The organism is Arthrobacter sp. Soil782 (assembly GCF_001428435.1).
Classification (GTDB): domain Bacteria; phylum Actinomycetota; class Actinomycetes; order Actinomycetales; family Micrococcaceae; genus Arthrobacter_D; species Arthrobacter_D parietis.
The window spans coordinates 329,776-356,121 of record NZ_LMSO01000007.1 but is presented as its reverse complement, the minus strand read 5'-3'; the positions used below and the strand labels follow the sequence as shown (position 1 = coordinate 356,121).

Annotated in this window: 24 protein-coding genes, 1 tRNA gene and 1 pseudogene; 11 read left to right on the top strand and 15 right to left on the bottom strand. The window is 61.4% G+C overall.

Going from position 1 to position 26,346, the window contains the following annotated elements; all coding sequences use genetic code 11:
• Positions 1-78: 78 nt before the first annotated feature.
• The 6 genes from ASH00_RS16675 to ASH00_RS09170 all read left to right on the top strand — a co-directional run bounded on the left by ASH00_RS16675 (position 79) and on the right by ASH00_RS09170 (position 4,681).
• The gene (locus tag ASH00_RS16675) at positions 79-234 is read left to right on the top strand and encodes a hypothetical protein (protein ID WP_157359069.1); all 156 of its coding nucleotides are present in this window, start codon (positions 79-81) and stop codon (positions 232-234) included.
• Positions 235-624: 390 nt separating this feature from the next.
• Positions 625-1,017, top strand: coding sequence for a hypothetical protein (locus tag ASH00_RS09190; protein ID WP_056547689.1), 393 nt, complete (start codon positions 625-627; stop codon positions 1,015-1,017).
• Positions 1,014-1,403 (top strand): hypothetical protein, encoded by a 390-nt coding sequence (locus ASH00_RS09185; protein WP_056547686.1) that lies wholly within the window; start codon positions 1,014-1,016, stop codon positions 1,401-1,403. Before ASH00_RS09190 ends, ASH00_RS09185 begins: the two co-directional genes overlap by 4 nt.
• Positions 1,400-1,678, top strand: a complete 279-nt coding sequence (locus tag ASH00_RS09180) for a hypothetical protein (RefSeq protein ID WP_157359068.1) — start codon at positions 1,400-1,402, stop codon at positions 1,676-1,678. The genes ASH00_RS09185 and ASH00_RS09180 overlap by 4 nt, the downstream gene beginning before the upstream one ends.
• A gap of 326 nt (positions 1,679-2,004) precedes the next feature.
• A complete protein-coding gene (locus tag ASH00_RS09175; RefSeq protein WP_056547680.1) occupies positions 2,005-2,313 on the top strand; it encodes a hypothetical protein in 309 nt (102 codons plus the stop codon).
• Between the two features lie 388 nt (positions 2,314-2,701).
• Positions 2,702-4,681, top strand: coding sequence for a KAP family P-loop NTPase fold protein (locus ASH00_RS09170; protein ID WP_056547677.1), 1,980 nt, complete (start codon positions 2,702-2,704; stop codon positions 4,679-4,681).
• Between the two features lie 264 nt (positions 4,682-4,945).
• Here ASH00_RS09170 and ASH00_RS16430 read toward each other — a convergent pair.
• Both ASH00_RS16430 and ASH00_RS09165 read right to left on the bottom strand, forming a co-directional pair.
• Positions 4,946-5,068: pseudogene (locus ASH00_RS16430) on the bottom strand (integrase core domain-containing protein); the annotation flags it as partial.
• Between the two features lie 246 nt (positions 5,069-5,314).
• On the bottom strand, positions 5,315-6,073 hold the full coding sequence (locus ASH00_RS09165) for a hypothetical protein (RefSeq protein ID WP_157359067.1): 759 nt from the start codon (positions 6,071-6,073) through the stop codon (positions 5,315-5,317).
• Positions 6,074-6,688: 615 nt separating this feature from the next.
• Here ASH00_RS09165 and ASH00_RS09160 point away from each other — a divergent pair.
• Positions 6,689-7,465, top strand: coding sequence for a metallophosphoesterase family protein (locus tag ASH00_RS09160; protein ID WP_056547672.1), 777 nt, complete (start codon positions 6,689-6,691; stop codon positions 7,463-7,465).
• 53 nt (positions 7,466-7,518) lie between these two features.
• Positions 7,519-8,184 (top strand): hypothetical protein, encoded by a 666-nt coding sequence (locus ASH00_RS16670; protein ID WP_157359066.1) that lies wholly within the window; start codon positions 7,519-7,521, stop codon positions 8,182-8,184.
• 108 nt (positions 8,185-8,292) lie between these two features.
• On the opposite strand, the gene ASH00_RS09150 is transcribed toward ASH00_RS16670, so the two are convergent.
• From ASH00_RS09150 to ASH00_RS09115, 9 genes are all read right to left on the bottom strand, one after another.
• Positions 8,293-8,766 carry a hypothetical protein gene (locus ASH00_RS09150; protein WP_235563245.1) on the bottom strand — a complete coding sequence of 158 codons (474 nt, stop codon included), beginning with the start codon at positions 8,764-8,766 and terminating at the stop codon, positions 8,293-8,295.
• Positions 8,767-9,523: 757 nt separating this feature from the next.
• Positions 9,524-9,820: a hypothetical protein gene (locus ASH00_RS16875; protein WP_056547664.1), complete on the bottom strand. Its 297-nt coding sequence runs from the start codon at positions 9,818-9,820 to the stop codon at positions 9,524-9,526.
• An 81-nt stretch (positions 9,821-9,901) separates the two neighbouring features.
• A complete protein-coding gene (locus tag ASH00_RS16420) occupies positions 9,902-11,026 on the bottom strand; it encodes a tyrosine-type recombinase/integrase (RefSeq protein ID WP_162252850.1) in 1,125 nt (374 codons plus the stop codon).
• 118 nt (positions 11,027-11,144) lie between these two features.
• Positions 11,145-11,228: transfer RNA gene (locus ASH00_RS09140), tRNA-Leu, on the bottom strand.
• A gap of 72 nt (positions 11,229-11,300) precedes the next feature.
• Entirely contained in the window at positions 11,301-12,539 is a 1,239-nt protein-coding gene (locus ASH00_RS09135) for a kynureninase (protein ID WP_056547661.1), read from the bottom strand.
• A gap of 101 nt (positions 12,540-12,640) precedes the next feature.
• Entirely contained in the window at positions 12,641-13,606 is a 966-nt protein-coding gene (locus tag ASH00_RS09130; protein WP_235563244.1) for a trypsin-like serine peptidase, read from the bottom strand.
• Positions 13,607-13,762: 156 nt separating this feature from the next.
• Positions 13,763-14,686, bottom strand: coding sequence for a MaoC family dehydratase (locus tag ASH00_RS09125; RefSeq protein ID WP_056547658.1), 924 nt, complete (start codon positions 14,684-14,686; stop codon positions 13,763-13,765).
• Positions 14,686-16,026: a 3-oxoacyl-ACP reductase gene (locus tag ASH00_RS09120; RefSeq protein WP_056547656.1), complete on the bottom strand. Its 1,341-nt coding sequence runs from the start codon at positions 16,024-16,026 to the stop codon at positions 14,686-14,688. Before ASH00_RS09120 ends, ASH00_RS09125 begins: the two co-directional genes overlap by 1 nt.
• Positions 16,023-17,366, bottom strand: a complete 1,344-nt coding sequence (locus ASH00_RS09115; RefSeq protein ID WP_056547654.1) for an acetyl-CoA C-acetyltransferase — start codon at positions 17,364-17,366, stop codon at positions 16,023-16,025. The genes ASH00_RS09120 and ASH00_RS09115 overlap by 4 nt, the downstream gene beginning before the upstream one ends.
• Positions 17,367-17,488: 122 nt before the next feature.
• Between ASH00_RS09115 and ASH00_RS09110 the strand changes: the two genes are divergently transcribed.
• Together ASH00_RS09110 and ASH00_RS09105 are read left to right on the top strand one after the other, a co-directional pair.
• Positions 17,489-18,199, top strand: coding sequence for a TetR/AcrR family transcriptional regulator (locus ASH00_RS09110; RefSeq protein WP_056547650.1), 711 nt, complete (start codon positions 17,489-17,491; stop codon positions 18,197-18,199).
• Entirely contained in the window at positions 18,196-20,283 is a 2,088-nt protein-coding gene (locus tag ASH00_RS09105; RefSeq protein WP_056547647.1) for an acyl-CoA dehydrogenase family protein, read from the top strand. Before ASH00_RS09110 ends, ASH00_RS09105 begins: the two co-directional genes overlap by 4 nt.
• Here ASH00_RS09105 and glgA read toward each other — a convergent pair.
• Positions 20,280-21,473: a glycogen synthase gene (gene glgA / locus ASH00_RS09100; RefSeq protein WP_056547644.1), complete on the bottom strand. Its 1,194-nt coding sequence runs from the start codon at positions 21,471-21,473 to the stop codon at positions 20,280-20,282. The genes ASH00_RS09105 and glgA overlap by 4 nt on opposite strands.
• Before the next feature lie 84 nt (positions 21,474-21,557).
• On the opposite strand from glgA, the gene glgC reads away from it, so the two are divergent.
• Entirely contained in the window at positions 21,558-22,799 is a 1,242-nt protein-coding gene (gene glgC, locus ASH00_RS09095; RefSeq protein ID WP_235563243.1) for a glucose-1-phosphate adenylyltransferase, read from the top strand.
• A gap of 56 nt (positions 22,800-22,855) precedes the next feature.
• On the opposite strand, the gene ASH00_RS09090 is transcribed toward glgC, so the two are convergent.
• The 3 genes from ASH00_RS09090 to ASH00_RS09080 are packed head-to-tail and all read right to left on the bottom strand — an operon-like array spanning position 22,856 to position 26,230.
• Entirely contained in the window at positions 22,856-23,707 is an 852-nt protein-coding gene (locus ASH00_RS09090) for a transglutaminase family protein (RefSeq protein WP_056547640.1), read from the bottom strand.
• Entirely contained in the window at positions 23,704-24,630 is a 927-nt protein-coding gene (locus ASH00_RS09085; RefSeq protein ID WP_056547639.1) for an alpha-E domain-containing protein, read from the bottom strand. Before ASH00_RS09085 ends, ASH00_RS09090 begins: the two co-directional genes overlap by 4 nt.
• A complete protein-coding gene (locus ASH00_RS09080; protein ID WP_056547636.1) occupies positions 24,623-26,230 on the bottom strand; it encodes a circularly permuted type 2 ATP-grasp protein in 1,608 nt (535 codons plus the stop codon). The genes ASH00_RS09085 and ASH00_RS09080 overlap by 8 nt, the downstream gene beginning before the upstream one ends.
• Positions 26,231-26,346 lie beyond the last annotated feature (116 nt).

Genomic DNA, 26,346 nt, shown 5'->3' with positions numbered 1-26,346 from the left:
CTCACGAGCCCTTGAGGACTGAGTGAGACAATCGCCGTGCTTTCCCAGCTAATCGAACATCTGTTCTATATTTAATGGGTGGGTCAGAACAAGCGCTACGGAGCCGCGCACGTGGACAGGTGGATCGAAGGGTGCATCCTCCGCGAAGAGCCCATGATGCTCACCCCTATCGAGGTCGACCTCGAGAACCACCCACCCAAGGACTTTCCAACACCTCGCAGGGTCAGCGTGTGAATCCGATACCCCACCAAAGCTGTGCGCCTCAAAGCGCATGCCTTTGCCTGGAACAACCGAGCAGTGAAGATTCGCTTCCTCGAACCCACCATCAAGACCGAGCGCGAGGGCTGGGTATGGGCTAACGCCGTTACGCCAGAAACGCCCTCGTAGACGGCAGCCAATAACTATCGCGATTGCGCACAAGCTGACACATATGCGCTCTTACCAACGCATATGTGTCACCTCTTCGTTCCGTAGCCCAAACTCACAACGCTCACACAAACTCACAACCCTCGGCGTTCGGGGTGAAGGTTGTGAATGGAGGTGAAACTTGTGAAACTCAGCTCGGAAGTAAATCTTCCCCTGTGAACAACTTAATCTGGTAGATTCCCGCCGTAGGCTATCCCTATGATCGAGCAGATACATGCAGCGGAGCACGGGGACTGGCGGATCCGCACCGCCAGCGGAACGATCTACCGCTTTGAGGCCACAGCGGTTGGCTCCTTCCTTACCCGCTATGCGCAGATTACGGCGACCACTCCCGAGTACCGGCATTTGCCCGTATACGATCTCAGGAAGGACGGGGAGTCGGTTCCCGTCCTCGCATTTTCCGGTGTACAGCTCAACGAGGAGATTCTCTTCACCCTCGACATCAGAGGTGACGGCATTGAAACAGTCCGCCGCACCACGCCCGCCGTCAGCATCGACGCCTGGGACGGCGAACCGACACCCGAGGAGCTAACGCACCGGCCTCCCCGTCTACCGTGGGTGCCAGCAGAGATACGGATCATCGAACTATGACTGGTCGGTCCGCCAACGCGTTGTTGGAGAAGTGCGGACTGTTCTACGACACCGACGGGCTAATGAGTTGGCTGGGCCTCCCCTACCGGGAGATCCAAGAACGGCGTGAAGCGCGAGCAATCCTCGGATGCCCTACGGCTGAAGGTGACTTCATCTACCCGGTCTGGCAGTTCCAAGACAACGGTGAGCTACTGCCCGGGCTATCCTCCATCCTCACGGTGTTGTCGAGTGGAATCGATGACAGTTGGACGTGGGCGTTGTGGCTTCAGACCGCCGTTCCGGGTGAGCTGAATGGCAGGACGGTGACGGAGTGGCTTCGCGACGGAGGGGACGTTGGGCCGGTTCTCCAGCTCGCCGCCAATGATGCGGCAGGGTGGGCAACATGACGAGCCGGCACGCCGCTAGGCGCAGATCTGGGCGCGAGCGGGACGAGGAAGCTGTTCGCATCATGGCCGCGAGGCTTCGGACCACGACCGACCGCAAGCTCGGCAAGAAGACACCCGATTGGGTAATAGAGCTAGCTGCCAGGCCGATTCCCGCACCCGAGAATGTTGACGAAACCGTGCGCGTGCTCGCAGCCAGGCTCAGGGTGACAACAGACCGCAAGCTCGGCAAGAGAACGCCTGATTGGGTGAAAGAGCTGGCAGCCACACGCCTCTGAGGTGAATTGGGTTTGAGTACGGAAGAGCGCCTGGAGCCAGCGGAGGTCAGGTCATTCGCGGGACAGTTGTCCGGATCTCGCGCACACCTCTCAACGCTGCCAACAATGGGCAGGCTTTCAAGCACAAAGGTGTTGCCGGCGACCATGCTTCTGTGATGTCCGCTATGGACATCACAGGTGTGTACACAGTGCCGAAGGCAGAATTCCTAGACGCCCCTAGACACGAAGGGTGACGGCTGCAGGTCAGGAGGGTCTGAAGACCCATTGCGCGTCCCTTTCACGGCGGTAGCCTTAGCCGACAGGGACACCGCTTGAAGGAGAATCCGATGACCGACGCCGAGATCTCGCCGCAAATGGCGCATAGTATCGAGGCAAAAGCCCAGCGTTGGCGCCAGGTGATGAAGAATTACCGGTTCCTGACTCGCGCAGAGCTCGAGGGTGTGCGGCACGGACGAGTTGCATCACACCTCCTCAAGGTCGAGCACGACGGAGCAGCTCTCTACCCTGAGTTCCAGTTCAGCGCGGCCGGCGAGCTGCTTCCCGTAATCCCCGAGCTGTTGAACCTGGCGAAGAGCCATGACTGTGTCGGAGCAGAGCCTGATCCTGTGGCTGATCACCCCCACCGGCTATTTTGATGACGAAGCGCCCATCAGACATTTGGACGAATGCGACCGAATTCTTGCCGGGGCCTCCAGTCGGTTCGGGCACTCCTGGTGAGCCCTGTAAAGGCGCCGCGTTTCTCGTCCCTCGTACTTGAACATTGCCGAAAAGGCCCACACGAGCGTCAGCTGCCCTTAGCCCGCGGCCCTGTGCACGTCCCGGAGTGTCGGGACCTCAACGTTGAAGCGGAACTCCACCACGATCCGGCACATACGGCAATCTGAAAAAGAGACTTCGAACCGCCCGGCAAGTCCCGGCCAAAGGAAACTGCCGCAGTCCGGTCGTGCGACTTGTGTAGACTTCGACGCTTGCGCGCCTCGAGCGCTCCCGCGAGATTCAAGGCGGATATGGTTTGGTAGCACTATGAAGAGCACCGATCGCCCCCAGGAGAAACCTCCAATCGACGCGCCAATCACCTCCTCCGGTGAAGACGACCTCGGGCGTGCGCCGGTTGCGCACGACTTCGCGGAATCGATCCGGGAACTCGACGCCAGCCAGGGACTCGTGGTGGGCATCTTGGGGCCGTGGGGGCACGGCAAAAGCTCATTCATCAACCTGATGCGCGAACAGTTTGAGACCGAGCCCGCTCTAACGGTCGTCGACTTCAACCCTTGGATGTTCTCCGGCTCGAACCAGCTCGTCAACTTCTTCTTCACTGAGATCGGAGCAGAGCTCAACGTCCGCAACAAGAGCCGCTTCGGGAAAACTGCGGACTGGCTCGCTCAGTACGCCGGCATCCTCAAACCTGTGTCTCAGTTCATTCCGCTCCCGGGTGCAGCGGCCGCAGGAGAAGCGGCCGCAGCTGCGCTCAGTGGGCTGGCCGGCACGACGAACGCGGACCACAGCGCGAAGAAGGTGAGGGAGGCAATTACCATGGAGCTCGCCGCACTCACTCAACCCATCGTGGTCGTCATCGATGACATCGACCGCCTCACCACCGTGGAGATCCGCGAGATCTTCAAACTCGTCCGTCTGACGGCTAGCTTTCCGAACATCATCTACGTACTGGCTTTCGACAGAGAACGCGTGGAGCAAGCCCTCACCGAAGACGGCATCCCCGGACGGGCATACCTCGAGAAGATCGTGCAGGTCAGCTTCGATGTGCCGCAGGCACCGGAGAAGCTGCTTCGGTCTCAGATCTTCGAAGAGCTAAATCGCATTCTCACCCCCGTTGCGAACGCCACACTCGATGACAACCGATGGACTGACGTCTACTGGGAAGTGATCGACCCGCTGTTTTTCAACATGCGCGATGTTACGCGTTACGCAATTTCCGCCAGGCCAACGATCAAGAGCCTCGGCAATGAAGTCGATCTTGTCGACCTTCTCGCAATGGAGGCGCTTCGCGTCTTCCGTCCTGAACTCATCCAGCAACTATCGAAACTTCGGAGCGAGCTCACGAGCACACGCGACATCATGGGGCGCAAGGACGAACGGGCCCAGAAGACCATTGCTGCACTGCTCGCGAACTTCCCTGACGACGACGAAGTAATCCGGGCGCTCTTCACCCGCGTGTTCCCAGTCGCGCTGCAATACATCGAGAACAATCACTATGGACCCGGCTGGCTCAGCACCTGGCGAACCGCACACCGGATGGCCCACGTCGACTTCCTCAACCTCTACTTCGACCGAGTCGCACCAGACGAACTTGTCGCGTTCCGAAACTCGGAGCAGGCCTTTGAACGTCTGAGCGACGAAGCAGGGCTTAAGGAGTATCTAACTGGATTGGACCCTGAGCACCTCGAATCCGTCCTCGAAGGCCTTACCTCCTACGAATCAAGGTTCACGACCGACATGATCGTCCCAGGATCAATCACACTGCTGAACCTCATCGACGCCATTCCCGAGAAGAAACAGCGAGGCTTCTTCGACATCGGACGCCGCGACATCACCGTTGGCCGCGTCGTCCTTCGACTCCTCCGCCGCATGGAGGATGAGGCAGAGCGAGAAGCGCTGGTCGCGCAGATCCTCGAGGGCATCGAGACGTACTCGTCTCAGCTCGACTTCATCCACAGCGTAGGCTACCGCGAAGGCGCGGGGCACAAACTCGTAAGTGAAGCGTTTGCAGCGCGAATCCATGAGGAGTTTGTCGCACGCCTCCAGCAAACCCCGCCAGCCGAGCCGTCGCGCGAATGGGACGCCTGGCGTATCTACGACGCCGTCCAGACCGTCACAGGCAAAACGCCGCTCAAGCCAAGTGACGACCCCATTCTGTTACGAGCGGTACTGCACTCGCTTAAGTCCACTGCACGATCACAACCGGTGGGCTCCGGCAGGTCAGATCTGAGGATCGTCTTGCTTGGGACCTTCTCGTCCAGGTGTTCGGATCTGAATCCGCCGTAGAGGAGGTCGTAGGTAACGCGCGCAGAGCACTGGGAGACGACGGAGCTTTCCAACTGGCGGACAGGTATCTCTCGGGCTGGCGGCCCGATCGCTTCTAGACAGGGCGCGCGCAAGCCAATGGGATCTGGCTTTCACCAACCGCTAGTCAGGGCTAAGGAACCGAGTCGTGATCGGCTCTTTTGGAACGTCATATTGAGCATGCACCATCGAATCGCTCCAGCACGCGGCCCCTTCCTTAGTTGGGCCCCGTTAGCAGTCCAGCGCCTATGCGATAGCTAATTGGTTTTCTTGCGTCCAGTTTTCCCAGTAGCGTTTTGGCGTCATGCCGTTCAGGGATCCGTGTGGCCGTTCATGATTGTAGATAGCTTTCCATTCCTCGGCCAAATACTAACACTGGACTTCTACCTGGGGACCCAACCAACGGCTCACGAACAGGAATGATCCTATGCCCTCGTTCGGTAATGGCGGCGCTGCTGTTCAACCGTGTGGAAGCAGGCACCCACGCGCGTTCAGCTATCAGGCGGCGAACTCCTTGGTGGGGATCCGAGCGTAAGGGCGCTCGGTGTTCGATAGGAAATTCGCTCCAAGATGGCTTTGGTCATCGAGTAATGTTCTCAGGCGCAGGGCTTTCGACTAAGGCTGATTTAGTATATTTTCACCGTTCGAAAGAGAGTCTTGACCTCTCTCCATCCGCACATGAGCCGCCATAGAACTGATGTCCTTGGCTAGTTCGGATGTCGCCTCAATATAGTTCATTGCAGCATCTAAACTTATGTCCTTGAAGCCGTGCGCGGCAGCGTTTCGTAAACTGGCTAACTCTTGGACGAAACTCTTTATGTTTGTCGGAATATCCTTTGCTCGCCTCAAAGCAAGCAAAGGACTTCCCCTCCATTCAATCCCATGTGCAGTCAGGAGAGATCCGACTTCCCGTTCCAGTTCGATGAAAATCGCAATAACGCCGGCGAAAGGCGCGGTTTTTGCTAGCTCAATCGCAGTATCGCGCTGCGCATCAATCGACTCATGAAGGGGTTCGTCGGTCACCCTCCGCGTATCGGAAGAGTCTTCACCGGGATCATCGTTTGTAGAAGTGGCACCAGTCGCGTCCCCTGAGGGCCCTTCAGCGTGCGTCTCGCTTATTTTATTGGCCAGGTTTTCGACTTTTTGATCGGACCATTCGAATTCGACCCCTACTGCCTTGGCGCTGCGTAGATTTTCCATTCGCTTAGCGAATCCATCAGCTATCTTGCCAACTTGCGACTTGAATATTAAAAGGATTATTACAACCGCTGCAGGCCACGCTGTCGAACCAACAATTGATGCAATGAAATCCAAAAACATTCCCAAGCTGGGAGCATCAGATGGAATGGCTTCAGGAGTCGGGGTTGGTGTCACAGACCAACAGTAACGCCTGGCATTGCAAAGCTTCCAAGTCTGCTGCCTTGGCCGAGGGACGGCCATGAGCGGGATGCGGCAAAGGCACTGCGCTTCTTGTCTAATAACTCATGGGCCGTCGATGGTGCCCGCCCGAGTTCCCTAAGATATGCGAACACCCGCGCCGGTCAAGCCGCAGATCTGCGATCTTCAACCGGTCGCCCTGGCCCAAATACCTATCCGAGCGAGGCCGCTCTTCGACAGGGAACCAGCCTCCGGATCGCGGTCACCGCAGTTCCTTCACCGAATCTAGGGTTGCCGCTGATGAACCAGGCTTGGGCGACGTCTTCACTTTCGCCAGCTGCGAGAAGGGTCCACTGCTCGTGAGCGAACCGGAGGCGCAGCACGAACTCCGGGCCGGGCTCTGGGCCTTTGGGCCGCGTCGGCTGGTCTCGATCCCGGGCGCCGGTCAAGGGTGCAAACCAGGGTCGGGCTAAGCGCCGAGTCGAGCTCCCGTGCGATCTGATCGATGTTTCATCTACCCAAATTACGCCCCTTCAAACGTGCATTTGTGGTGTCCCCCTAGTGAGATGTCGACCTTCAGGTTCTGGGAGTCGAGATACCTAGTCTGAAGGGATGGCTGACAATCCGCGACCGATCGGCATCTTTGGGGACTGGCATGGTTCATTGGGCTGGGGGCTCGGCAGTATTGACGCCGCCACAAAGGCTGGTGCCCAGGCCCTCATCCACGTCGGTGACTTCGGACTGGACTTTCCGGGCAAGAACCGCGGCAGGTACGAGAAAAAGCTCAATATGGCCTTGGCCGAACGCGAAATGATGCTCATCGTGAGTCCGGGCAACCACGACAACTGGGACACGATCTCCAAGCTCGAGGTACAGGACGACGGTCGGGCGCACTTCCGGTCCAACATCAAGGTCCTCCCCCGCGGCGGCCGCACTGTCATCGAAAGCCTGACGATCGGAGGGCTTGGTGGCGCCTACAGCGTGGATCAAAAGCACCGCAAGGAGCGCCGCGATTGGTGGTCGACCGAGGAGCCCACCCAGGAAGAGGCTGAGCGCCTGGTGGCAGGCGGGCCGGTGAACGTTCTGATTACTCATGATGCCCCAGCGTCCGTTCCTATGAAGATCGACTTGAAACTGCCAGCGGATGTAATCGCGAGGGCGGAGAAAACCCGGATCCTCCTCGACGAAGTGGTTCGAGCGTTGAAACCTCCTCACCTCTTCGCGGGGCACTGGCATCAGAGACGCGTCCACAAGCTCGAGCACGAGGACAGTTCGGTTACACGGGTCGATGTCCTGGCCAACGAGCTGTTCAATATGGGCAACGGTGTCCGGGTGTGGCCGGGATCCACGCCCTTGCGGATTGAACCGTTGAAGATCACGACGCGCTGACCGAAAGAACGCCTGCAAGAGTGGTGCCCTAAAGCTATGTGGTTGAGGATGGCATGGAGAAGGTTGATGGTGTTTCGCTCTCGCGAATGAAGCGCGCAGGGCGCACGATTGTTCACCGCGATTGGAGGTTTGCCATGACGACGCCTTATGTTCCTCCTCCGCGTGAGATTCATATTCCGACGTGGCTCAGCGAACAGTGGGAGAATCCGATACCACCACAACCGCCGCCACCCCCAGTGATAACGGCTGCCGATTTAGCCGAATCGGCAGCTAACCGTGAAAGCGCGAGGACAACTTGGCAGCCCTCACCGACCGTCCCGGTACCGCAGGGGCCGACTCCATCGGCGCCCACCCGGCATCCCGGACCCTGGCGAACCACCCTGCCGGCGACCGCAAGGCCGGAAGTGCCTAAACCGGCGAAGGATTTCACCTTCAAAGGGCTGCGAATCGCATGGGACGGCGCGAAGTGGATCGCCAAAAACAATCCGTACGTCAGGGGCGCCTGGTTCGCCTTAGAGGCGTACGACGCGATTGTGACCGCCGTAGATCTGGCGAAGTGGGCTGGTGGAATCCTGCCGTCATATAAACCGCCGCCGAAGGTCGATACAGGATACGAGTTCAGCGGCGGCGGTATGGGCATGACCTACAAGCACTTCGATGGCTCCTGGCAGAGGTTCCCGCCGCCCGGCTATAACAGGTTCGGCGCCCTCATCCAGTAAAGCATTTGGCTCAGCAACGGCGAGAGCCCGAGCCGCCCGGTTCAGCCAGGCGCTCCGACGGTCCACCGGTGCGTCCGCGGCGGGGATCGCCTTGACCCGGCCGAAGGCCTATTCGAGATCGGCCTTGGCCTTCGCCCCTGCCAACCCTGACCCCGGCCAGTTTGTCAGTACGCTCAGCGGCACTTGCGCGCGCAGATGTTTTCGTCGCGTCTTCGGGAGTTTTGCGGTGGCGATGGGATTAGCACCGATGATCTCGTCTACTAAGGCACGCTGGAATGGTTGAGTAAGTATCGTCTTGCAGATCCGGGCGTTGGAATGCCCGCTTCCAGCTACTACCAAGCCAGCGAGAAATTGCTCAGCCGCTGAAGCGCGCAGTGCCTTTACTTTCATCTGGCCGATTTCCGGGACGATGTACTTCTCGATGTTGTAGGCATAATTCGACCGGGTCTGCGAAGAGATCTCACCCTTCGTCGCTGAATCGCTAACAATGCGCGAGTCCAGCCAGCGAAGGAACTTCGTGATGGTTGGGTCGGTACCCAACGTGTCATTGCCCCTCTGCCATGCCTCCGCTTTGAGGAGCATCTTTGCCCGGGCTCTTCCGACAGTCGAAGCATGAACTGTCAACATGCGGGTTTTCCCGTTCCACCCGCGGACCGTCGCCCACGCGCGATAGTTCCCTTTTACGTCCTTTTTGAGAGAAACCCACGGCGCCGTACTCGCCAAGTTCAATTCGGGCTCGCCCCATCACGCCACCTGCCGATGGGACTCGATCCACACTTCAACGCGGCGCGTTCGTACCGGAGGCTGCCACATGGGAACTTGACGTACTGGGGGCCTAGACCCAGCGATGACCCGTTGGCCAACGCCTTCGGACTGAGGCCAAGCCAAGCAGTAACGGCTTTACGTGTGAGTAGTGTCTCCGGGCGATCCTCCGAAGGATCGGCCTGCCATGCAAAGGTTCCCCTCATGGCTGCTTTTTGCCGGCGGCGCGCCCGTCGGAGGTCATTCTTCGATCAAGGCCACGATCAATTCTTGATCTTATTCTCGATCCATAGCTGGGCCGGAAGGCGTGATACCCCTCCTGACTGGTGTTTGGCCTAGTCCGAACGGGTTTGGCGGAGCCCCCTGCCGGATTCGAACCGGCGACCCCCTGTTTACAGCACTCATTCCCGCACCTTCCCTATTAGTCCTGCAATGGCGGTCTGACGTGGGCAGATGAGAGGCGGCGCAAATATCTGTTCCCGAGGCGCGGAATTGGAAGTGACCGAATGGCTCAAGACGAGATCAACCGAACAGCCGGCAGAAGAAGACAATGTCTGCTCTGCTGCCCCTATGCTGCTTACCCGTGTTCTGATTTGCTGTGTGCACTTTCCGCACCTTCGAGCGGACGCAGCTCAGCACAGTCACGCGCGTCTTGCGCGGTGCCAGCGGACTTGTCAGTTCGTGCTAGCTCGGTGTTGGCGATGCGATCCTCTACTACGGCAGCTACCCAGTCGCTTACATAGCGATACCCCTCGGCGTGGGCGATCTCGATCACTTTATCGGCCTGAGAAGTCGCCAGTCGAAAACCGATAAGCCTGCGGTCACCCTTGCTTTTTCGGCCCGGACGCGTCTGTTGTTTGAATTGATCACACATGCTTCAGCGCTCCTTCGCCCAGAGACGTAGCTTTCCTCAGCCTCTCGCCTGCAGATCCACCCCCCGAAACTCCACTCACCTTCAACTCGCGAACGCGCGCTGCATCGCAGCAGCGATTTCAGCGGCGCCCTCGGGAAGAAGGTGCGAGTACCGATCGATGGTCGTCGTTATGCTTTCGTGGCCCAAGTGCATCTGGAGTTTATAGATGTCGAGTCCAGCTTGAAGCAACCAAGATGCGTTGGAGTGGCGAAGGTCGTGGATACGGGGTCTCTTCAGCAGTCCGTCCTGTTGCGCGGCCTTCACTGTACGATCCCAGGACTCCCAAGCGCGTCGATGGTCAATCGGCCCTCCGGTCGAGTTGCTAAACAGGTGGTTACCGGTTGCCCGGGATCGCAGGAGAGACTCGGCCACAGTGTTGACCGTTTCGCTCGCTATAGTGATCGTCCTCTTTGATTTGCGTGTCTTGGGCGGCCCAAGAATAGGCCGGTTGTCGTCGTCGTACGTCCAAGCGCGGACAATCGAGAAAGAGGCGACACCGTTATCGACATCCGTGAAGTCACGAGCATACAACGCAGTAGCTTCTCCAAACCTCGTTCCTGTGGCGGCTAGGAAGGTAAATAGAGGCCGGTAGTGGTCTTCTATGTGGCTCTGCAGTAGCTCCCACTCCTTGCGAGTGAGGAACGAGATGGTCTCTTCAGTTCTGTTGTCCCGCGGCAAGGTGACACCCTGGCAAGGATTGTCCGCCCTTTTCTTCAGCCTCACGGCCGATTTGAACGAAGCTGACAGGAGTCCGTGGACGTTCGCTATGGTCTTCGGAGCAAGCCCCTTCCGCTGCAATTCCTTCACCCACCGGACCACGTCACGATAGTCCGCTTCGACGGCGCTAGCGCTACCAATGGTCGAATCAATGTGGTTGCGCTGCATGGCGCTGTACTTGTGGACGGTGTAGCCGTTTGCGTCGGTAAGCAACTCGATATGGTCCTCGACCATATCGGACACGGTGTACACGGCTTCGTAGTGCTTGCGCACGTTCTCAACCGCTCGTTCCGTGTCATGCGCATGCGCCTCGAGTACGAGGAGCATACGTCGTGCGTCATGTTCGTTGTCGAACTTGTGCGATTTCCGTTCTCTCGTCTGCTTGTCCATCCATCGAAGGATGAACGCCGTTTCACCGTTTTTGCGGTGCCTCTTTTCGATATTTCCCATACAAGTACTATGCGAACCGAACCGCGACAGGTGGCGCATTTTCGTGTTCGCGTGGTCGAAAACGCACTTCGCGTGGTTGAGGGAACAAAAAAACCCCGGCGAACCGGGGTTTTTCTTGTGCGCGGAGGGGGACTTGAACCCCCACCCTCAATAAGAGGACTAGCACCTCAAGCTAGCGCGTCTGCCATTCCGCCACCCGCGCAGGTGGTGATTTCGAGACTCAAAACCCTCGAAAGCAGCGAGAAAAACTCTAACACGAGCATGGCCCAAGAGTTTAATCGAGTACGTTCGCGGGAAGCCGGTCCGCGATCGCGCGGATACCCATCAACGTCTCTTCGAATGAGGTGGACAGCGGGGACAGGCCCAGACGGAGTCCATCGGGGTTGCGGAAATCGGGAATGACGCCGTCCTTCCACAGCCCCGGCAGCACCGTTCTGAAAGACTCATGGTCAATGGTTATGTGGCTGCCGCGCTGCGCAGCATCACGGGGCGATGCAACATTCACTCCGGCTGGACCCATCAGTTCGTCGACTGCTTCGATGGCGAAGGAGGTCAGCTTCACCGATTTGGCTCGAACGGCTTCGATACCCACACCCTCGATGAGGTCGAGCATGTCCTGCAGCGCAAGCATCCCGAGGATCGGTGGCGTCCCCGAGATCATGCGGCGGATTCCATCCGCGGGCTGGTAGCTCGAACCCATCCCGAACGGATCGGCACTTCCCAGCCAGCCCTGAATGGGCTGGACGAGATCAGCGAGGTGCCGCCGGGCCACGTAAGCCCAGGCAGGTGCACCAGGCCCGCCGTTGAGGTATTTGTAGCTGCAACCGACCGCGAAGTCCGCCCCACAGGCGTCCAACCGCACAGGCACCGACCCCACGGAATGGCTTAGGTCCCACACAATCAGCGCTCCAGTTTCGTGCACAAGCCGGGTGATCGCTTCCATGTCGGCGATGTGGGCCGACCGGTAGGCAACATGGCTGAGGACGACGACGGCGGTGTCCGGGCCGAGTGCGCCTGCCACTTCCTCGGGGGTGGGACCTGCGTCGTATTCTGCCTCCACCCAGTGAACCGCCAGTCCGCGGTCGGCCGCGATTCCTTCGACGATGAACCGGTCAGTGGGGAAGTTACCCCGTTCGATCACTATGCCGGTCCGGCCAGGGCGAGCGGCGAGTGCTGCTCGAATGACCTTGTACAGCAGGACGCTCGTGGAATCGGCGACGACACACTGGCCGTCCGCCGCACCTAGCACAACCCGCCCGATGCGGTCCCCTACGCTCTGGGGAAGCTCCAGCCACTCCTCGTCCCAGCCACGGATGAGCCTGCCTCCCCACTGTTTCCGAACAAACTCAGGTAGGTGCTCCGTGGTTGCCCTCAGCGGGCGCCCGAGCGAATTTCCGTCCAGATAGGCCGCAATAGCATCGTCGTCGTGGCCTTCAAATAGCGCGCGGCAGGAGGCCAGGGGGTCCTCCGCATCAAGAATGCGGGCACGGGCAAGCAGGGAGTCGTTCGTCATCCAATCAGTGTAGGTGCGCAACACCGGCTCACCGGTGACGCGAAAGCCGGCCCCACCGCCTGAGGTGGAGCCGGCCTTTCCGGACCGGTAAGCGTTGTGCGCTAGCGGTTGGACGCGTTGGTGTACGCGCTCTGGATGGAGCTTCCGAAGTACGGTCCGTACATGACGTTCTTCTGGGTGTTGTAGCCGAAGCTGTTCACGGAGTTCTGTGTGCCGGACGAGCCCGATCCGATGAACCAGGGCCCGCCGGAAGACCCGCCGGTCATGTCACACGGGATGCCCTGGGACTGTGTGCCGCCGATCCGGTCGCGTGAGGCGGTACCATAGCAGTTCTTCAGGGATTCCCCGTTGAAGGGAGCAGCTGCGGGATAACCGTAGGCGGTGTAGGTGAGACCGCGGGCGAGGTTGAAGCCGATCCTCGACGCACCCACGGTGGCGGCCAGCGTGCGCCCGTTCAAAGGCGCTACAACGGCGAAGGCGCCGTCGTAGCTGATGTCGTTGCGGGAGATCCATTCGCTGGTGGAATGCAGCGACGTTGCCGACCACATGCCGTATGGAGCAGACCCATTGCTGTAGGCGGGCACGAACACGAACTTGCTTGCCCAGCCGGCATTGATGTCATAGGTGCAGTGCCCGGCGGTGGCAACGGTGCTTTGATTGAAGCTCTGAACCGAATTCGCCGAGCAGACGTAGTTCTGGCCGCCGAGCGTGAAGAAGACCTTCCCGATATGCGACACCGGTGCAGGGCTACCTGCGCGCTTGACCGGTGCTGCCTTGGGCTGTGGTGCGGCAAGGGCATCCGCGCCTGCCTTCGGCATGATGGAGCGGCCCTGCTCCCCCCAGCCCTGTGAGTTGATGGTGTTGCCTGGCTTTGCGTTCTTCATCCGCTCCGGAGTCCAGTACGCCTCAAGCGCATCCTGGGAGTCGGTCTGTGCATGGGAGATGGTGGCCGCCGGCGCCTTCAGCGGCGTCTGCGGAGCGGCCTGGGCCGGCCCGCCGGTCATCAGTGCCGTAGCCATCAGCGTCGATGCTGCGAGAACGGCTGCCTTCAAACCTCGTGAATTCACGAAATTCCTCGTTTCGATCAGTGGTGAACCGTCAGCGGTAGCTGACTTCTGGAGTCTGCACTGTTCGAAAGGCCGATCACAGACCAGGAGACCATCTGGGTTGAAACTGATGGCGAATCAGGCCGTCCCTCTGGACATTGAAGGAGGGTCATGCAATTATTCCTCGCCTGCGCTGTCTCCCAGCCTTTCCATTCGACCGGAAAAATGCTTACGACGACGACGCGGATCCCAGGCGGTCACTTCGGCCCCTTGCCACTGGGCCGTTACTGACCTGTCCATGCCCGCCGACAGGAATACCCTTGAGGGCAGGGTGACCGGAGCCCTGAACTCAACTGTCCAGCGGAAGGGTGTTGCGTCCCCAGGGCCCATTTCTGCCGCCATGCGCGAGGCCAGGTACATGCCATGGGCAATAGGCCGCTTCATACCACTTGCCCGCGCCGAGATCCCACTCAGATGGATAGGGTTGTAGTCACCCGAGACGCTCGCGTAACGCCGCCCGATGTCGCTCGCCAGTGCCCACTGGCGGGTGTGATATTCCGGTAGCTGTTCGGGTTGGCGGTCGCCCGCGGACGGCAGGGCCGTACCCACCGGACCGTTCGCTTTGACGCCCTTCGCCAGATAGGTGGACCTGCCTCTCCAGACGGATTCGGAGTCAGTCTCGATGTCAACCAAGACGTCCACCTGGGTGCCGCTGCGATGCGGCAACAGATTTTCGACCCAGGCGGTGACACTCAGGCGTTCGCTGAGCGAAATCGGACGCAGGTGGTGGATCTCGTTACTGAGGTGGATCATACCGAGCAGCGGAAGCGGAAAGTCCGGCCTGGCAAGAACGCTGACCGCCACCGGGAACGCGAGGGTGTGGAGATATCCCGAAGGGAGGAACTCTGCTTGTGGGCGGCCCATCAGGCGCTGGAAAGCGTCAAGCTTCTCCTGCGTGGCCGTGATGTTGTCAACCCTGTGTCGCTCTGTCGGCAACAGGTCCGCCGGCGCGGGCCTGCGCAGCGCGTTCCTTGCCTGACGCGCCAGCGCCGCAGCGTAGAGCGTCGGCAGCTTCGGAGGAGCGTCGAAGCGGCGATCCATCAGGCACCTACCAGGTTCTGTCCGCAGACACGCAGGACCTGACCGTTGATGCCGGCGGCATTGGTCGAGGCGAGGAATGAGACCGCTTCGGCTACGTCCAGGGGGAGCCCACCCTGCTGCAGGCTGCTCAGGCGCCGTGCCACCTCGCGGGTGGCGAAGGGAATTCTCGCCGTCATGTCCGTCTCGATGAATCCCGGTGCGACGGCGTTGATGGTGCGCCCGGAGCCCACCAGGGCATCGGCAGTGGCGCGAACCATGCCGATCACGCCTGCCTTGGACGCTGCATAGTTTGTCTGGCCCCGATTGCCGGCGATCCCGCTGGTGGAGGCCAGACACACAATGCTGCCGTTGCTGTTGAAGTGGTCCGAACTGAGCAACTTTTCATTGATGCGGAGCTGGGACTCAACATTGACAGCGAGCACGGAGCTCCATCGAGCCTGGTCCATGTTGGCGAGCAGCCGGTCTCTGGTGATGCCTGCGTTATGTACCATGATGTCGAGTCCGCCGTACCGGGTGGCAGCATGCCGAAGGATTCGCTCGGCGGCGTCAGGAGCGGTGACATCAACCTGCAGGGCAGTGCCGCCGGCGTGGTTGGCTACCTGCGCCAACTGCTCCCCCGCCGCCGGTACGTCCACGGCGATGATGTGCGCACCGTCGCGTCGGAGGACACGGACAATCTCCGCACCAATCCCGCGTGCGGCCCCGGTCACTACAGCCGTGCGGCCGGCGAGCGGCAGTTCTGCGGACCTGGGCGGCGCGCCGTGATCCGACCCTACTGCGATGAATTGCCCATCCACATAGGCGCTTTTGCCGGAGAGCAGGAACTCGAGTGTCCCTCGGACGCTCGGTGCGCCTGTATTCACACCCTCACCAAGGAGGATCCCGTTAGCGGTCGCTCCTCCCCGCAGTTCCTTCGCCAGACTGCGCAGCGTCCCGTCGACGGCCTGCCGGGCGGCAGCGGTCTGGGGGGAGATTTCGGAGGTGACCGGCCGGGAGATTGTGACGATGCGCCCGCCTGGAAGCAGGTTCCGCAGTCCGTGGCCAAGTTCGAGGAAGACCTCCGACAGCTCGCCGGGGTGTGCTAAATCATCAAGCACAACGACGGCCGCACCGAACTTCTCCTTTGGCCGGAGGTGCCGACGGACGTCCAGGTTCCACTCGAGCAGTGTTGCAGCCATGTCCTGCGTGCTGCGGGAGCGGCCCAGCACCAAAACCGGTCCCGGCACGAGCGGCGCATCTGGAGCGTAACGGCGGAGCGGGACCGGCCGCGGCAGGCCGGCGGCCTTCGCGATCCTGCTGAGAGGCTGGGCGTTGACCAGGTTGAGATAGGTGTCCGTCATGGTCGGCGCGCCTCCAGAATAGCCACGACGCCTTGGCCCCCGGCAGCACAGACCGAGATCAGACCGCGTCCCGAGCCCTTCTCGGCGAGGGACTTAGCCAGCGAAGCGACAATGCGTGCTCCGGTCGCTGCGAACGGATGACCCGCGGCCAGCGAAGAACCGTTGACGTTGAGTTTGGTGCGGTCCACTGTTCCGAGCGCACCGGAAAGACCGAGCTGGGTGCGGCAGAAATCCTCGTCCTCCCAGGCGGCGAGGCTGCTCAGCACGGTGCTGGCGAAGGCCTCGTGAATTTCGAAGAAGTCGAAGTCCTCGAACGTCATGTCGTTGCGTTGCAGCAGGCGCGGCATTGCGTAGACCGGCGCCATCAGGAGCCCCTCCTTACCGTGCACAAAGTCAACGGCGGCCGCTTCAGCGTCCACAACGTTCGCCAGCATGGGCAGATTGTGTTTGCGCGCATAATCCTCGGAGCCCAGGAGTACCGCCGCCGCACCATCTGTCAGCGGGGTGGAATTACCGGCGGTCATGGTGGCCTCGCCGGTCAGGTTCCGGCCGAATACCGGCTTGAGCGATCCCAGCTTTTCAAGGGAGGTGTCAGCGCGCAGGTTTCCGTCCCTCGAGACCCCGCGGAAGGGCGTGACGAGGTCGTCGAAGAACCCGCGGTCATAGGCAGCGGCCATGTTGGCGTGGCTTGCCAGCGCCAACTCGTCCTGGGCCCGCCTGCTGATGTTCCAGCGCGAGGTGGTGATTGCCTGGTGCTCCCCCATGGACAGGCCGGTGCGGGGTTCCGCCGTTGTCGGGGCATTCGGCTTGAGATCGACGGGACGAAGTTTACGCAGTGCAGCAAGTTTTTGCGGGGTAGACCGTGCGCGCGCAAGCTCAAGCAATACCCGCCGCAGGCCCTCGCTCACCGCTACGGGCGCGTCTGAAGCCGAATCGACTCCACCGGCAATGCCTGATTCGATTTGTCCGAGCTTGATCTTGTTGGAGAGCCCAATCACCGTCTCGAGGCCGGTGGCGCACGCTTGCTGCACGTCATAAGCTGGCGTGTCTGCGGCGAGGGCTGATCCCAGCACCGCCTCGCGGGTCAGGTTGAAGTCCCGGGAGTGCTTGAGGACGGCGCCTGCAGCAACCTCTCCGACTCGCTCCCCCTGTAGCCCAAAACGCGCCACCAAGCCGTCCAGAGCGGCCGTCAGCATCTCCTGATTGGACGCCTGCGCGTATGGTCCACCCGAGCGGGCAAATGGGATGCGATTGCCTCCAATCACGACGGCGCTCCGCGCGCCGCGTTGACCACTGCTGCTCTGGGGTGCGGCGTTCTGCTGGTCGGGAAGAGTACTCACTGCTGCTCCTTGGACTTGAAGGGTGGAAGCGGCTGCAGGATCAAACCTCTGATCTCTCGCGGGCAACACCTCAGTTATCGATACCCAGCGTACCTGATACGCTGGGTATCGTGAATCAGATCATGGCGCCCCTGAGACGCCCCACCGCGGACGGACGTTCCAGCAGGTGGTCAAAACATCGCGAAGCCCGCCGCGCGGAGCTGATCAGGACTGCGCGCAAGGCAGTCCACAGGATCGGTCCGGGCGCTTCCATGGAGGACATCGCTTCGGCGGCGGATACCTCAAAATCCGTCTTCTACCGTTATTTCGGAGATAAAGCAGGTCTGCAGCGCGCAATGGGCGAGGTCGTGGTGGGTCGCATGCAGGAACAGCTCATCGAAGCCGCGCGGAAGGCCAGCACGCCGAGGGACGGTCTGCGGGCAATGGTTTCCGCGTACCTGCAGATGGCTTCATCCTCGCCGAGCGTCTATGTTTTCGTGACCCAGCCAACACCGGATTCAGCGTCGACGTTGGACGCGTCGCCCACGCTCAGCTCCTTCTTCGACGCCATCTCGGTCATGCTCGCCAGCCCCATGGAGGAATACCTCGCCCAAGAACCGCGGGCGGCGGCTATTCCACAACCGCTGGCTCTTTGGCCCCGCGCCGCCATCGGAATGGTCCGTGCCGCGGGCGAACAATGGTTGTCGACGCCTCCCGGCCCGGCCCGGCCCACTGAGCCTGACCTCGCAGACTCCATTACTGCCTGGCTCTTTGATGGCATCGCTGCCGCCGTGCCGAGCGCACCCCTTGCCCATACCTCCCGCCGCAATCCACGTTCGAAGGACGAATCATGACCCAGACCGCAACGCGTCCCGAATTCTCGGTCCCCGCGACCCTTCCAATCCACGACGACGACGCCGCCGTCGTTAACGTTGCAGCGTTGGGCGAGCAGTTGCTCGGCCGGTGGGCCGACTCCCGCCGCGCTGCACGCGCGCTCGCAGCCGATCCGGCGCTGCACAAGGCTGAGGGCGCATCCTGTGCGGAGCACCGCGCACGCTGTCTGGACCAACTTCACCTTCTGGTTCAGAACAAAGCGGTGCACCGGGCGTTCCCAACGGAGTTGGGCGGGTCGGATGACCACGGAGGCAATGTCGCCGGCTTCGAAGAACTGGTGGTTGCCGACCCCTCTCTCCAGATCAAGGCAGGTGTCCAGTGGGGTCTGTTCGGGGCCGCAGTGCTGCACCTCGGAACCGAGGATCACCACCATCGGTGGCTCCCAGGCATCATGAACATGGAAATACCCGGGTGCTTCGCCATGACGGAGACCGGGCACGGATCAGATGTCTCCAGCATCGCCACCACTGCCACCTTCCACCCGGAGAGCGAAGAGTTCATTCTCCATACGCCGTTCCGTGCAGCGTGGAAGGACTACATCGGCAACGCGGCCAGCGATGGAAAAGCAGCAGTTGTCTTCGCACAACTGATCACCCGCGGAGTAAATCACGGCGTGCACGCCCTGTACGTTCCCCTGCGGGATGAGAAGGGAAACTTTCTGGACGGGATCGGCGGCGAGGACGATGGGCTGAAGGGCGGTCTGAATGGCATAGACAACGGACGGCTGCACTTCACGCAGGTGCGGGTTCCCAGGGAGAACCTCCTGAACCGCTATGGGAATGTCGCAGCGGACGGAACCTACACCTCGCCCATCGAATCTCCAGGCCGCCGCTTCTTCACCATGCTCGGAACCCTCGTTCAGGGTCGCGTTTCACTCGACGGCGCTGCCGTAGCCGCCAGCAAGCTGGCCATGAAGACCGCGATCCAGTATTCGGTGGAACGGCGCCAGTTCAGCACTACCTCCGAGTTGTCCGAGGAAGTACTCCTCGACTATCAGCTGCACCAGCGTCGGCTCTTCCCCCGCCTGGCAACCACCTATGCCGCATCCTTTGCACACGAGGAGCTGCTGGCGAAGTTCGACGGTGTGTTCTCCGGTGAACATGACACCGACGAAGACCGCCAGGACCTGGAAACCCTCGCTGCAGCGTTGAAGCCGCTCTCCACCTGGCACGCACTGGACACGCTGCAGGAATGCCGGGAAGCCAGCGGAGGTGCAGGCTTCCTGACCGAAAATCGATACACCTCGCTGCGGGCAGACCTCGATGTCTACACCACCTTCGAGGGCGACAACAACGTGCTCCTGCAACTCGTGGCCAAGCGGCTCCTCGCTGACTATGCCAAGGAATTCCAGGGAGTTGACTTTGGGGTCCTCGCGCGCTTCGTCGCAACTCAGGCAGCAGACCGGACCCTTCACCGAACAGGTCTGCGGCGAGTGCTGCAGACGGTCGTTGACACCGGTTCGGAGCGAAAATCCGCCATTGCCCTGAGGGACGAGGGAACACAGCACGAGCTGCTGTGCGGTCGCGTTGACACTATGGTCGGCGAACTCGCCGGAGAGCTCCGGGGCGCGCGCAAGCTTTCGCCGGCGAAAGCTGCCAAAATCTTTAACCAGCATCAGCAGGAACTGATACAGGCTGCGCGCGCGCACGCCGAACTTCTGCAGTGGGAGGCGTTCACAGCGGCGCTCGCCAAGACCGAGGATGCAGGAACGCGGCAGGTACTCACCTGGCTCCGTGACCTGTTTGGGCTGTGCCTCATCGAGGACAACCTCGGCTGGTACCTGATGAACGGCCGGCTGTCAGCCCAGCGCGCCCGCACCCTCGGCCCGTACATCAACCGGCTGCTCCTGAAGCTGCGGCCGCACGCCGTCGACCTGGTCGACGCGTTCGGTTACGGCCCTGAGCATCTGCGGGCGGCCATCGCGACGGGAGCCGAGCGTGAGCGGCAGGAGGAATCCCGCGCCTACGCACGGATCCAGCGAGCCAGCGATGATGCGCCGCTGGAAGAGAAGATCCTGATCGCGCGCAAAGCTCAAACGCGCTAGAGAACCGATCGGTAAACACTCAGGGTGGACTCTGCAATGGAGTCCCAAGAGAAGTGCTCCTCCGCCCGGATGCGTCCGCGCCCTCCCATGGCGCGGGCGCGTTCCGGATCGGAAACCAGCGCGTTGATTGCCTGCGCAAAATCATCCACGAACCCCTCCGGATCAAGTGGGGTTCCTGTTCCGTCCTGAACCTGCTCGAGGGGCACGAGTACGCCAGTCACGCCGTCCTCCACCACTTCGGGGATGCCGCCCGTTGCGCTCGCTACCACGGCAGCACCGCACGCCATCGCCTCAAGGTTCACAATGCCGAGCGGCTCATAGATTGAGGGGCAGGCGAAGACGGTTGCGTGGCTGAGTACCTGGACCAGCTCATTCCGCGGGAGCATCCGCTCAATCAGGATCACTGAGCCGCGCTGCGCACGCAGATCGTCGATCAGGCGGGCGGTTTCGGCGGCAAGTTCCGGCGTATCTGCCGCTCCCAGGCACAGCACCAACTGCACGTCTGCTGACAGCTTCGCCGCAGCCCGCAGCAGGTACGGAACACCCTTCTGACGGGTGTTCCTGCCCACGAAAACCACGCTGGGACGGTCTGGGTCGATTCCCAGCGCACGGACGGCGTCGTCATTGCCGTCTGCAGTCCACGCTTTGGTGTCAATCCCGTTGTGCACAACCTGCACTCGGGCAGGATCAACCTCCGGGTAGCAGCGCAGAATGTCCTGACGCATGCCGTCGGAGACCGCGATCACCGCCGCAGCAGACTCATATGCTGTTTTCTCCACCCAGGACGAAAGCGCATAACCGCCGCCGAGCTGCTCGGCCTTCCACGGACGCAACGGTTCCAGGCTGTGTGCACTGAGCACATGCGGGATGCCGTGCAGGAGCGAGGCGAGGTGGCCCGCCATATTGGCATACCAGGTGTGGGAGTGCACCAGGTCCGAACCGCTGATGCCCTGCAGGATGGACAGATCCGTGCCCAGGGTCTGCACCGCGGCATTTGCATCCGTCAGCCCGTCAGGGACGCCGTAGGTGCTCACGCGGGCGCCGTGATAGTCCGCTGGACGTTCTGCGCCGAAACAGTGCACGGCTAAATCGACGCGCCCGGCGAGCACGCGAGCTAATTCCGCTACGTGAACGCCTGCGCCGCCGTAGATCTCGGGCGGGAACTCCTTTGTCACAATGTCTATTCGCACAATTACAACGTAGTGCAGGGCGGGCGAGTCCTCTAGTGTGAGTCGAACGTGGTCATACTCAAGGACGAGCGGAAGGGGTTACCCGTGGCAGTCAAGAAAGTGCTTGCGGTGGTACTGGCAGGCGGCGAAGGAAAGCGGCTCATGCCGCTCACGGCGGACCGGGCCAAACCTGCGGTTCCTTTTGCCGGCAGTTACCGGCTCATCGATTTCGCGCTGTCCAATGTGGTCAACTCCGGCTATCTCCAGATTGTGGTGCTCACCCAGTACAAGTCGCACAGCCTGGACCGGCACATTTCCGAGACCTGGCGCATGTCCACCCAGTTGCAGCAGTACATCGCCTCCGTGCCCGCGCAGCAGCGGCGCGGCAAGAGCTGGTTCCTGGGCAGTGCCAACGCCATTTACCAGTCTCTCAACCTGATCCATGACGCGCGGCCGGACATCGTCGTCGTCATCGGAGCGGACCACGTCTACCGGATGGACTTCGAGCAGATGGTGCAAGCGCATCAGCGCAGCGGGGCGTCGGTGAGCGTCGCAGCTGTGCGGCAGCCGCTTCATCTCGCTAACCAGTTCGGCGTCATCGAAGTCGATTCCAATGATCCCGGCCGCATCTCGGCTTTCGTCGAGAAGCCCGAGACAACGCCCGGACTTCCCGATGACCCCAACAGCTTCCTGGCGTCCATGGGCAACTACGTCTTCAATACGGACGCCCTGATCGAAGCCCTCGAGGTTGACGCCGCACGCCTCAACACCAAACACGACATGGGCGGGGACATCATCCCCCACTTCGTGGAGCGTGGAGATGCCGCTGTGTATGACTTCACCACCAACGAGATTCCCGGATCGACCGATCGGGACAGCCAGTACTGGCGCGATGTCGGCACGCTGGATTCCTACTATGACGCCACCATGGATCTCATCACCCCGCTCCCGTTGTTCAATCTGTACAACCTCGAGTGGCCGATCTACACCCGGCAGAGCATTTCCCCGCCCGCCAAGTTTGTCCGGAGCGCGAGCGGCGTTTCAGGTGTCGCGCACGATTCGATCGTTTCGAACGGCGTCGTCATTTCCGGTGGTGCGGTGCAGGGATCGGTCCTGGCCACGGACGTTTTCGTCGACGAGGGAGCCGATGTGACGGGCTCCGTCCTGCTCGATCACGTGGCGATTGGTTCAGGAGCGGTTGTCCGGAAGGCGATTATCGACAAGAACGTCCACATTCCCCCCGGTGCCAAGATCGGCGTGGACCGCGAACTGGATATCAGCCGCGGATTCACGGTGACGGAGTCCGGACTGACAATTCTCAGCAAGGGGCAGGTAGTCGAGGGGTAACGGGAGATTGCGCAGCGCGGCGGTGGGCCGCGGTCCGTTTACCCCGCAGCCCACCGTCAGGCTACGCGGGTGATTTCCACCGTCACGTTGAGTGAGGACCCACCGCCGCCCGAGAGGATGCCCTTCAGAGGCGAGACATCGCGGTAGTCACGGCCCCGCGCCACAGACACATGGAAGTCGCTGACGGGGCCGCTGTTGGTCGGGTCCCAGCCGCGCCACTCGCCGTCCCACCACTCGACCCAGGCATGGGACTGTCCCGCCACCGCCTCACCGACTGCCGCCGTCCTGCGAGGGTGCAGGTATCCCGAGATGTACCGGGCGGGAATACCGAGGCTGCGCAGTGCGCCGATCGCGACGTGAGCAAGGTCCTGACAAACCCCCTGGCGCTCGGACCAGGCATCACGGGCGTTGGACTGCACACCTGTAACGCCCTGCACGTACTTCATCTCGCCCTTGAGCCAGTCAAAAACGGAGTGCGCGGCGGCATGGGGGTCCTCGCCGCCGATGACATCCCGGACCAGCGAGCGGATTTCAGCATCGGGTTCCGTCAGAGGCGTGTCCGGAAGCCAGTCAGCGTAATCGTTCACAACTTCGTCGGAGCGCAGGTGCTGCCAGCTCACGACTTCCTCCGGAGCTGGAATGCGTTCAGTGCGGCTGACTTCCACGAGGGTCCGCGCCGATACTTCCAGCCGGTCGTGGGGCACGTGGACGTCGAATGACGTCACACGGGTACCCCAGTAGTCACGGTAGGTGGCCATTGATGCACCGGACGGATTGAGGGTGACCGTTGATTCGAGCACCACCTGCTGAGAATCTGTCAGCGGGGTCATGCGCGCTTCGTTGTAGGACAGCGACACACGGCGCAGATAGTCGTAGCCGGTCCGGTGTTCAATCAGCAAGCGGCTCATGAGACCTCCCCTACCCAGGACAGTTCCGCTGCCTGCGAGAAATAGGTGCGTGAGACGGCATCAGAGGCACGCGCACACGCCTTCTGGACTCTTTCCATATGCTCGGGCAGCTCCAGCATGAGGTCGTCCGTCTGATGGAACTCAAGGAAGGTGCGGGCCTGGCCCACGATCCTGCTGGCGTCATTGATGAAGCCGACGCGCTGGTAGGCCGGGTTCAGGTTCGCGAGGCACTTCTCGGCATCACTCAGGGCGTAGACGATCGAACGCGGAAACAGCCGGTCCAGCAGGAGGAACTGAGCCGCGTGCTGTTCGCCGAAGGATGCGCGCCGGGTTCTCAGGAACGACTCGTACGCGCCGGCGCAGCGGAGCATGTTCACCCACGACAGGCCGGATGCGTGAACGTCACGCGTGGAGAGCATCCGGGCAGTCATGTCTGCCCGTTCAAGACTGCGCCCGAGCACCAGGAACTGCCAGCTCTCATCGTGGCTCATGGTGGTGTCCGAGAGACCGCGCACCATAGCGGTGCGTTCGATGACCCAGTGGCAGAAGCGGTAGGTCCCGACTACGTCTTTCCGATGCTGCGTAAGCCCGTACCAGGTGGTGTTGAGCCCCTCCCACACGCTTCCGGACACCGTTTCCCGGGCCCGACGCGCGTTCTCCCGTGCAGCGCCGAGGGCTCCGGCGATGGAAGTAGCGCTGCTGCGATCGAAGGCTAGTGCCTCGATGAGATCAGGCAGGCCGAAGTCACCAGACTCAGGTTTGCTGCCCATAACTCCGAGCAGCTGCCGCGAGACGTCCCGCTGAACGGGACGAGGCATCTGGTTCAGCCGTTCAAGGTGAACATCGAGGATACGGGCTGTGCCGTCAGCCCGCTCAACGTACCTGCCGATCCAGAACAGCGACTCGGCAATCCGGCTAAGCATTGTTGTGCACCTCTCCTTCACCGCTGTTCTGATGTTGCTCATGCAACTGCTGTTGCTGTTGTTCGGGTTGCCGGTCCCGCCACCCCGTCTCAACGGGCCACACACTGACCCGCTCGGTCACCGGAGCGGCTTCGGGACGGACAGGCGCGCTGTCTGACTGGCCGTCGACCACCCAGGTATCCTTCGATCCGCCTCCCTGGCTGGAGTTCACGATCAGTGAGCCCTCCTTCATGGCTACCCGGGTCAACCCGCCGGGCAGGACCCACACGTTCTCACCGTCATTCACGGCAAACGGACGAAGGTCAACATGGCGGGGACCGAACTGACCGCCGGACATTGTGGGCACGGTGGAGAGCTGCAGGACAGGCTGCGCAATCCAGCCCCGGGGATCGGCCAGAATCCGGTTCCGGAGTGCGGCAAGCTCGTCCGCCGTCGCATCAGGACCAATCACCAGACCCTTGCCGCCCGATCCGTCCACGGGCTTCACCACCAGCTCGTCGAGCCGGTCCAGCACTTCTTCCCGGGCAACAGGTTCCTCCAGCCGGAAGGTGTCAACGTTGGCGATGATCGGCTCCTCATTGAGGTAGTAGCGGATCAGGTCCGGCACGTATGTGTAAACGAGCTTGTCATCGGCCACACCGTTTCCTACCGCGTTAGCGATGGTCACAGTGCCTGCCCGCGCCGCGTTGACGATCCCGGGACAACCGAGCACCGAATCTGCCCGGAACTGCAGCGGGTCGAGAAATTCATCGTCGATGCGCTTGTAAATCACATCGACGCGCTGTTCCCCAGCCGTAGTCCGCATGTAAACCCGGTTGCTCCGGCAGATGAGGTCCCGGCCCTCGACGAGCTCCACGCCCATAAGCCCGGCGAGCAGGGTGTGTTCGAAGTACGCCGAGTTGAACACGCCGGGCGTGAGCACGACGACGGTGGGGTCCTCCGCTCCGGGCGGCGCTGTTTTTCGCAGCGCTGCAAGCAGACGGCGCGGGTATTCCTCGACCGGACGGATGTGCTGCTGGCCGAAGGCCTCGGGCAGCCCCTTTGCCATGGCCCGGCGGTTCTCCAGCACGTAGCTGACGCCGCTGGGGACCCTCACATTGTCCTCGAGGACGCGGAAAGTGCCTTCGGCGTCCCGCACCACGTCGATTCCGGAAATATGCACGCGCACCCCTCCGGCCGGATCGAAGCCGGCCACCTCCCGGTGGAAGTGCGCCGAGGAAGTGATCAGGCGGCGGGGAATGACGCCGTCGGTCACGACGCTCATCTTGTCGTAGATGTCGTTGAGGAAGGCTTCGAGTGCGTGCACCCGCTGCGTCACGCCGCGTTCAAGTGAGTCCCAGTCGGAACCAGCTATGACGCGAGGCACGATATCAAGCGGGAAGGGTCGCTCCTCCCCCGCAAAATCGAAGGTGACTCCGCGATCGAGGAACGTCCGCGCCATCGAGTCCGCCCGGGCGGTCACATCGGCCAGGTTGAGCTCTTCAAGGGCGGCAGCCACGGGTCTGTATTCAGAGCGCGGTTGATTGGCGTCGTCGAACATCTCGTCGTAAGCGACGGTGCGTCGTGCGACGGTTGCGTAGTCTTCAAAGAGCTCGGACATGGCTCCACATTGCCATGTATCGGACCTGTTTACCTACCGGCGCCACGGACCGGCTGCGCGCCGTCGTGCCCTCGACAGCCATCGCGGCTGGCCGCTCCGATCATGGTTGAATAGGC

Bases quoted from the DNA above. Each gene is read 5' to 3' on its own strand.
- ASH00_RS16875 (WP_056547664.1), bottom strand. From the start codon at position 9,820: ATGTGTGATCAATTCAAACAACAGACGCGTCCGGGCCGAAAAAGCAAG.
- ASH00_RS09085 (WP_056547639.1), bottom strand. From the start codon at position 24,630: ATGCTTAGCCGGATTGCCGAGTCGCTGTTCTGGATCGGCAGGTACGTT.
- ASH00_RS16420 (WP_162252850.1), bottom strand. From the start codon at position 11,026: ATGGGAAATATCGAAAAGAGGCACCGCAAAAACGGTGAAACGGCGTTC.
- ASH00_RS09080 (WP_056547636.1), bottom strand. From the start codon at position 26,230: ATGTCCGAGCTCTTTGAAGACTACGCAACCGTCGCACGACGCACCGTC.
- ASH00_RS09105 (WP_056547647.1), top strand. From the start codon at position 18,196: ATGACCCAGACCGCAACGCGTCCCGAATTCTCGGTCCCCGCGACCCTT.
- ASH00_RS09090 (WP_056547640.1), bottom strand. From the start codon at position 23,707: ATGAGCCGCTTGCTGATTGAACACCGGACCGGCTACGACTATCTGCGC.
- ASH00_RS09110 (WP_056547650.1), top strand. From the start codon at position 17,489: ATGGCGCCCCTGAGACGCCCCACCGCGGACGGACGTTCCAGCAGGTGG.
- ASH00_RS09125 (WP_056547658.1), bottom strand. From the start codon at position 14,686: ATGGATCGCCGCTTCGACGCTCCTCCGAAGCTGCCGACGCTCTACGCT.
- ASH00_RS09170 (WP_056547677.1), top strand. From the start codon at position 2,702: ATGAAGAGCACCGATCGCCCCCAGGAGAAACCTCCAATCGACGCGCCA.
- ASH00_RS09150 (WP_235563245.1), bottom strand. From the start codon at position 8,766: ATGCTCCTCAAAGCGGAGGCATGGCAGAGGGGCAATGACACGTTGGGT.
- ASH00_RS16670 (WP_157359066.1), top strand. From the start codon at position 7,519: ATGGAGAAGGTTGATGGTGTTTCGCTCTCGCGAATGAAGCGCGCAGGG.
- ASH00_RS09160 (WP_056547672.1), top strand. From the start codon at position 6,689: ATGGCTGACAATCCGCGACCGATCGGCATCTTTGGGGACTGGCATGGT.
- ASH00_RS09180 (WP_157359068.1), top strand. From the start codon at position 1,400: ATGACGAGCCGGCACGCCGCTAGGCGCAGATCTGGGCGCGAGCGGGAC.
- ASH00_RS09175 (WP_056547680.1), top strand. From the start codon at position 2,005: ATGACCGACGCCGAGATCTCGCCGCAAATGGCGCATAGTATCGAGGCA.
- ASH00_RS09135 (WP_056547661.1), bottom strand. From the start codon at position 12,539: ATGACGAACGACTCCCTGCTTGCCCGTGCCCGCATTCTTGATGCGGAG.
- ASH00_RS09120 (WP_056547656.1), bottom strand. From the start codon at position 16,026: ATGACGGACACCTATCTCAACCTGGTCAACGCCCAGCCTCTCAGCAGG.
- ASH00_RS09185 (WP_056547686.1), top strand. From the start codon at position 1,014: ATGACTGGTCGGTCCGCCAACGCGTTGTTGGAGAAGTGCGGACTGTTC.
- ASH00_RS09190 (WP_056547689.1), top strand. From the start codon at position 625: ATGATCGAGCAGATACATGCAGCGGAGCACGGGGACTGGCGGATCCGC.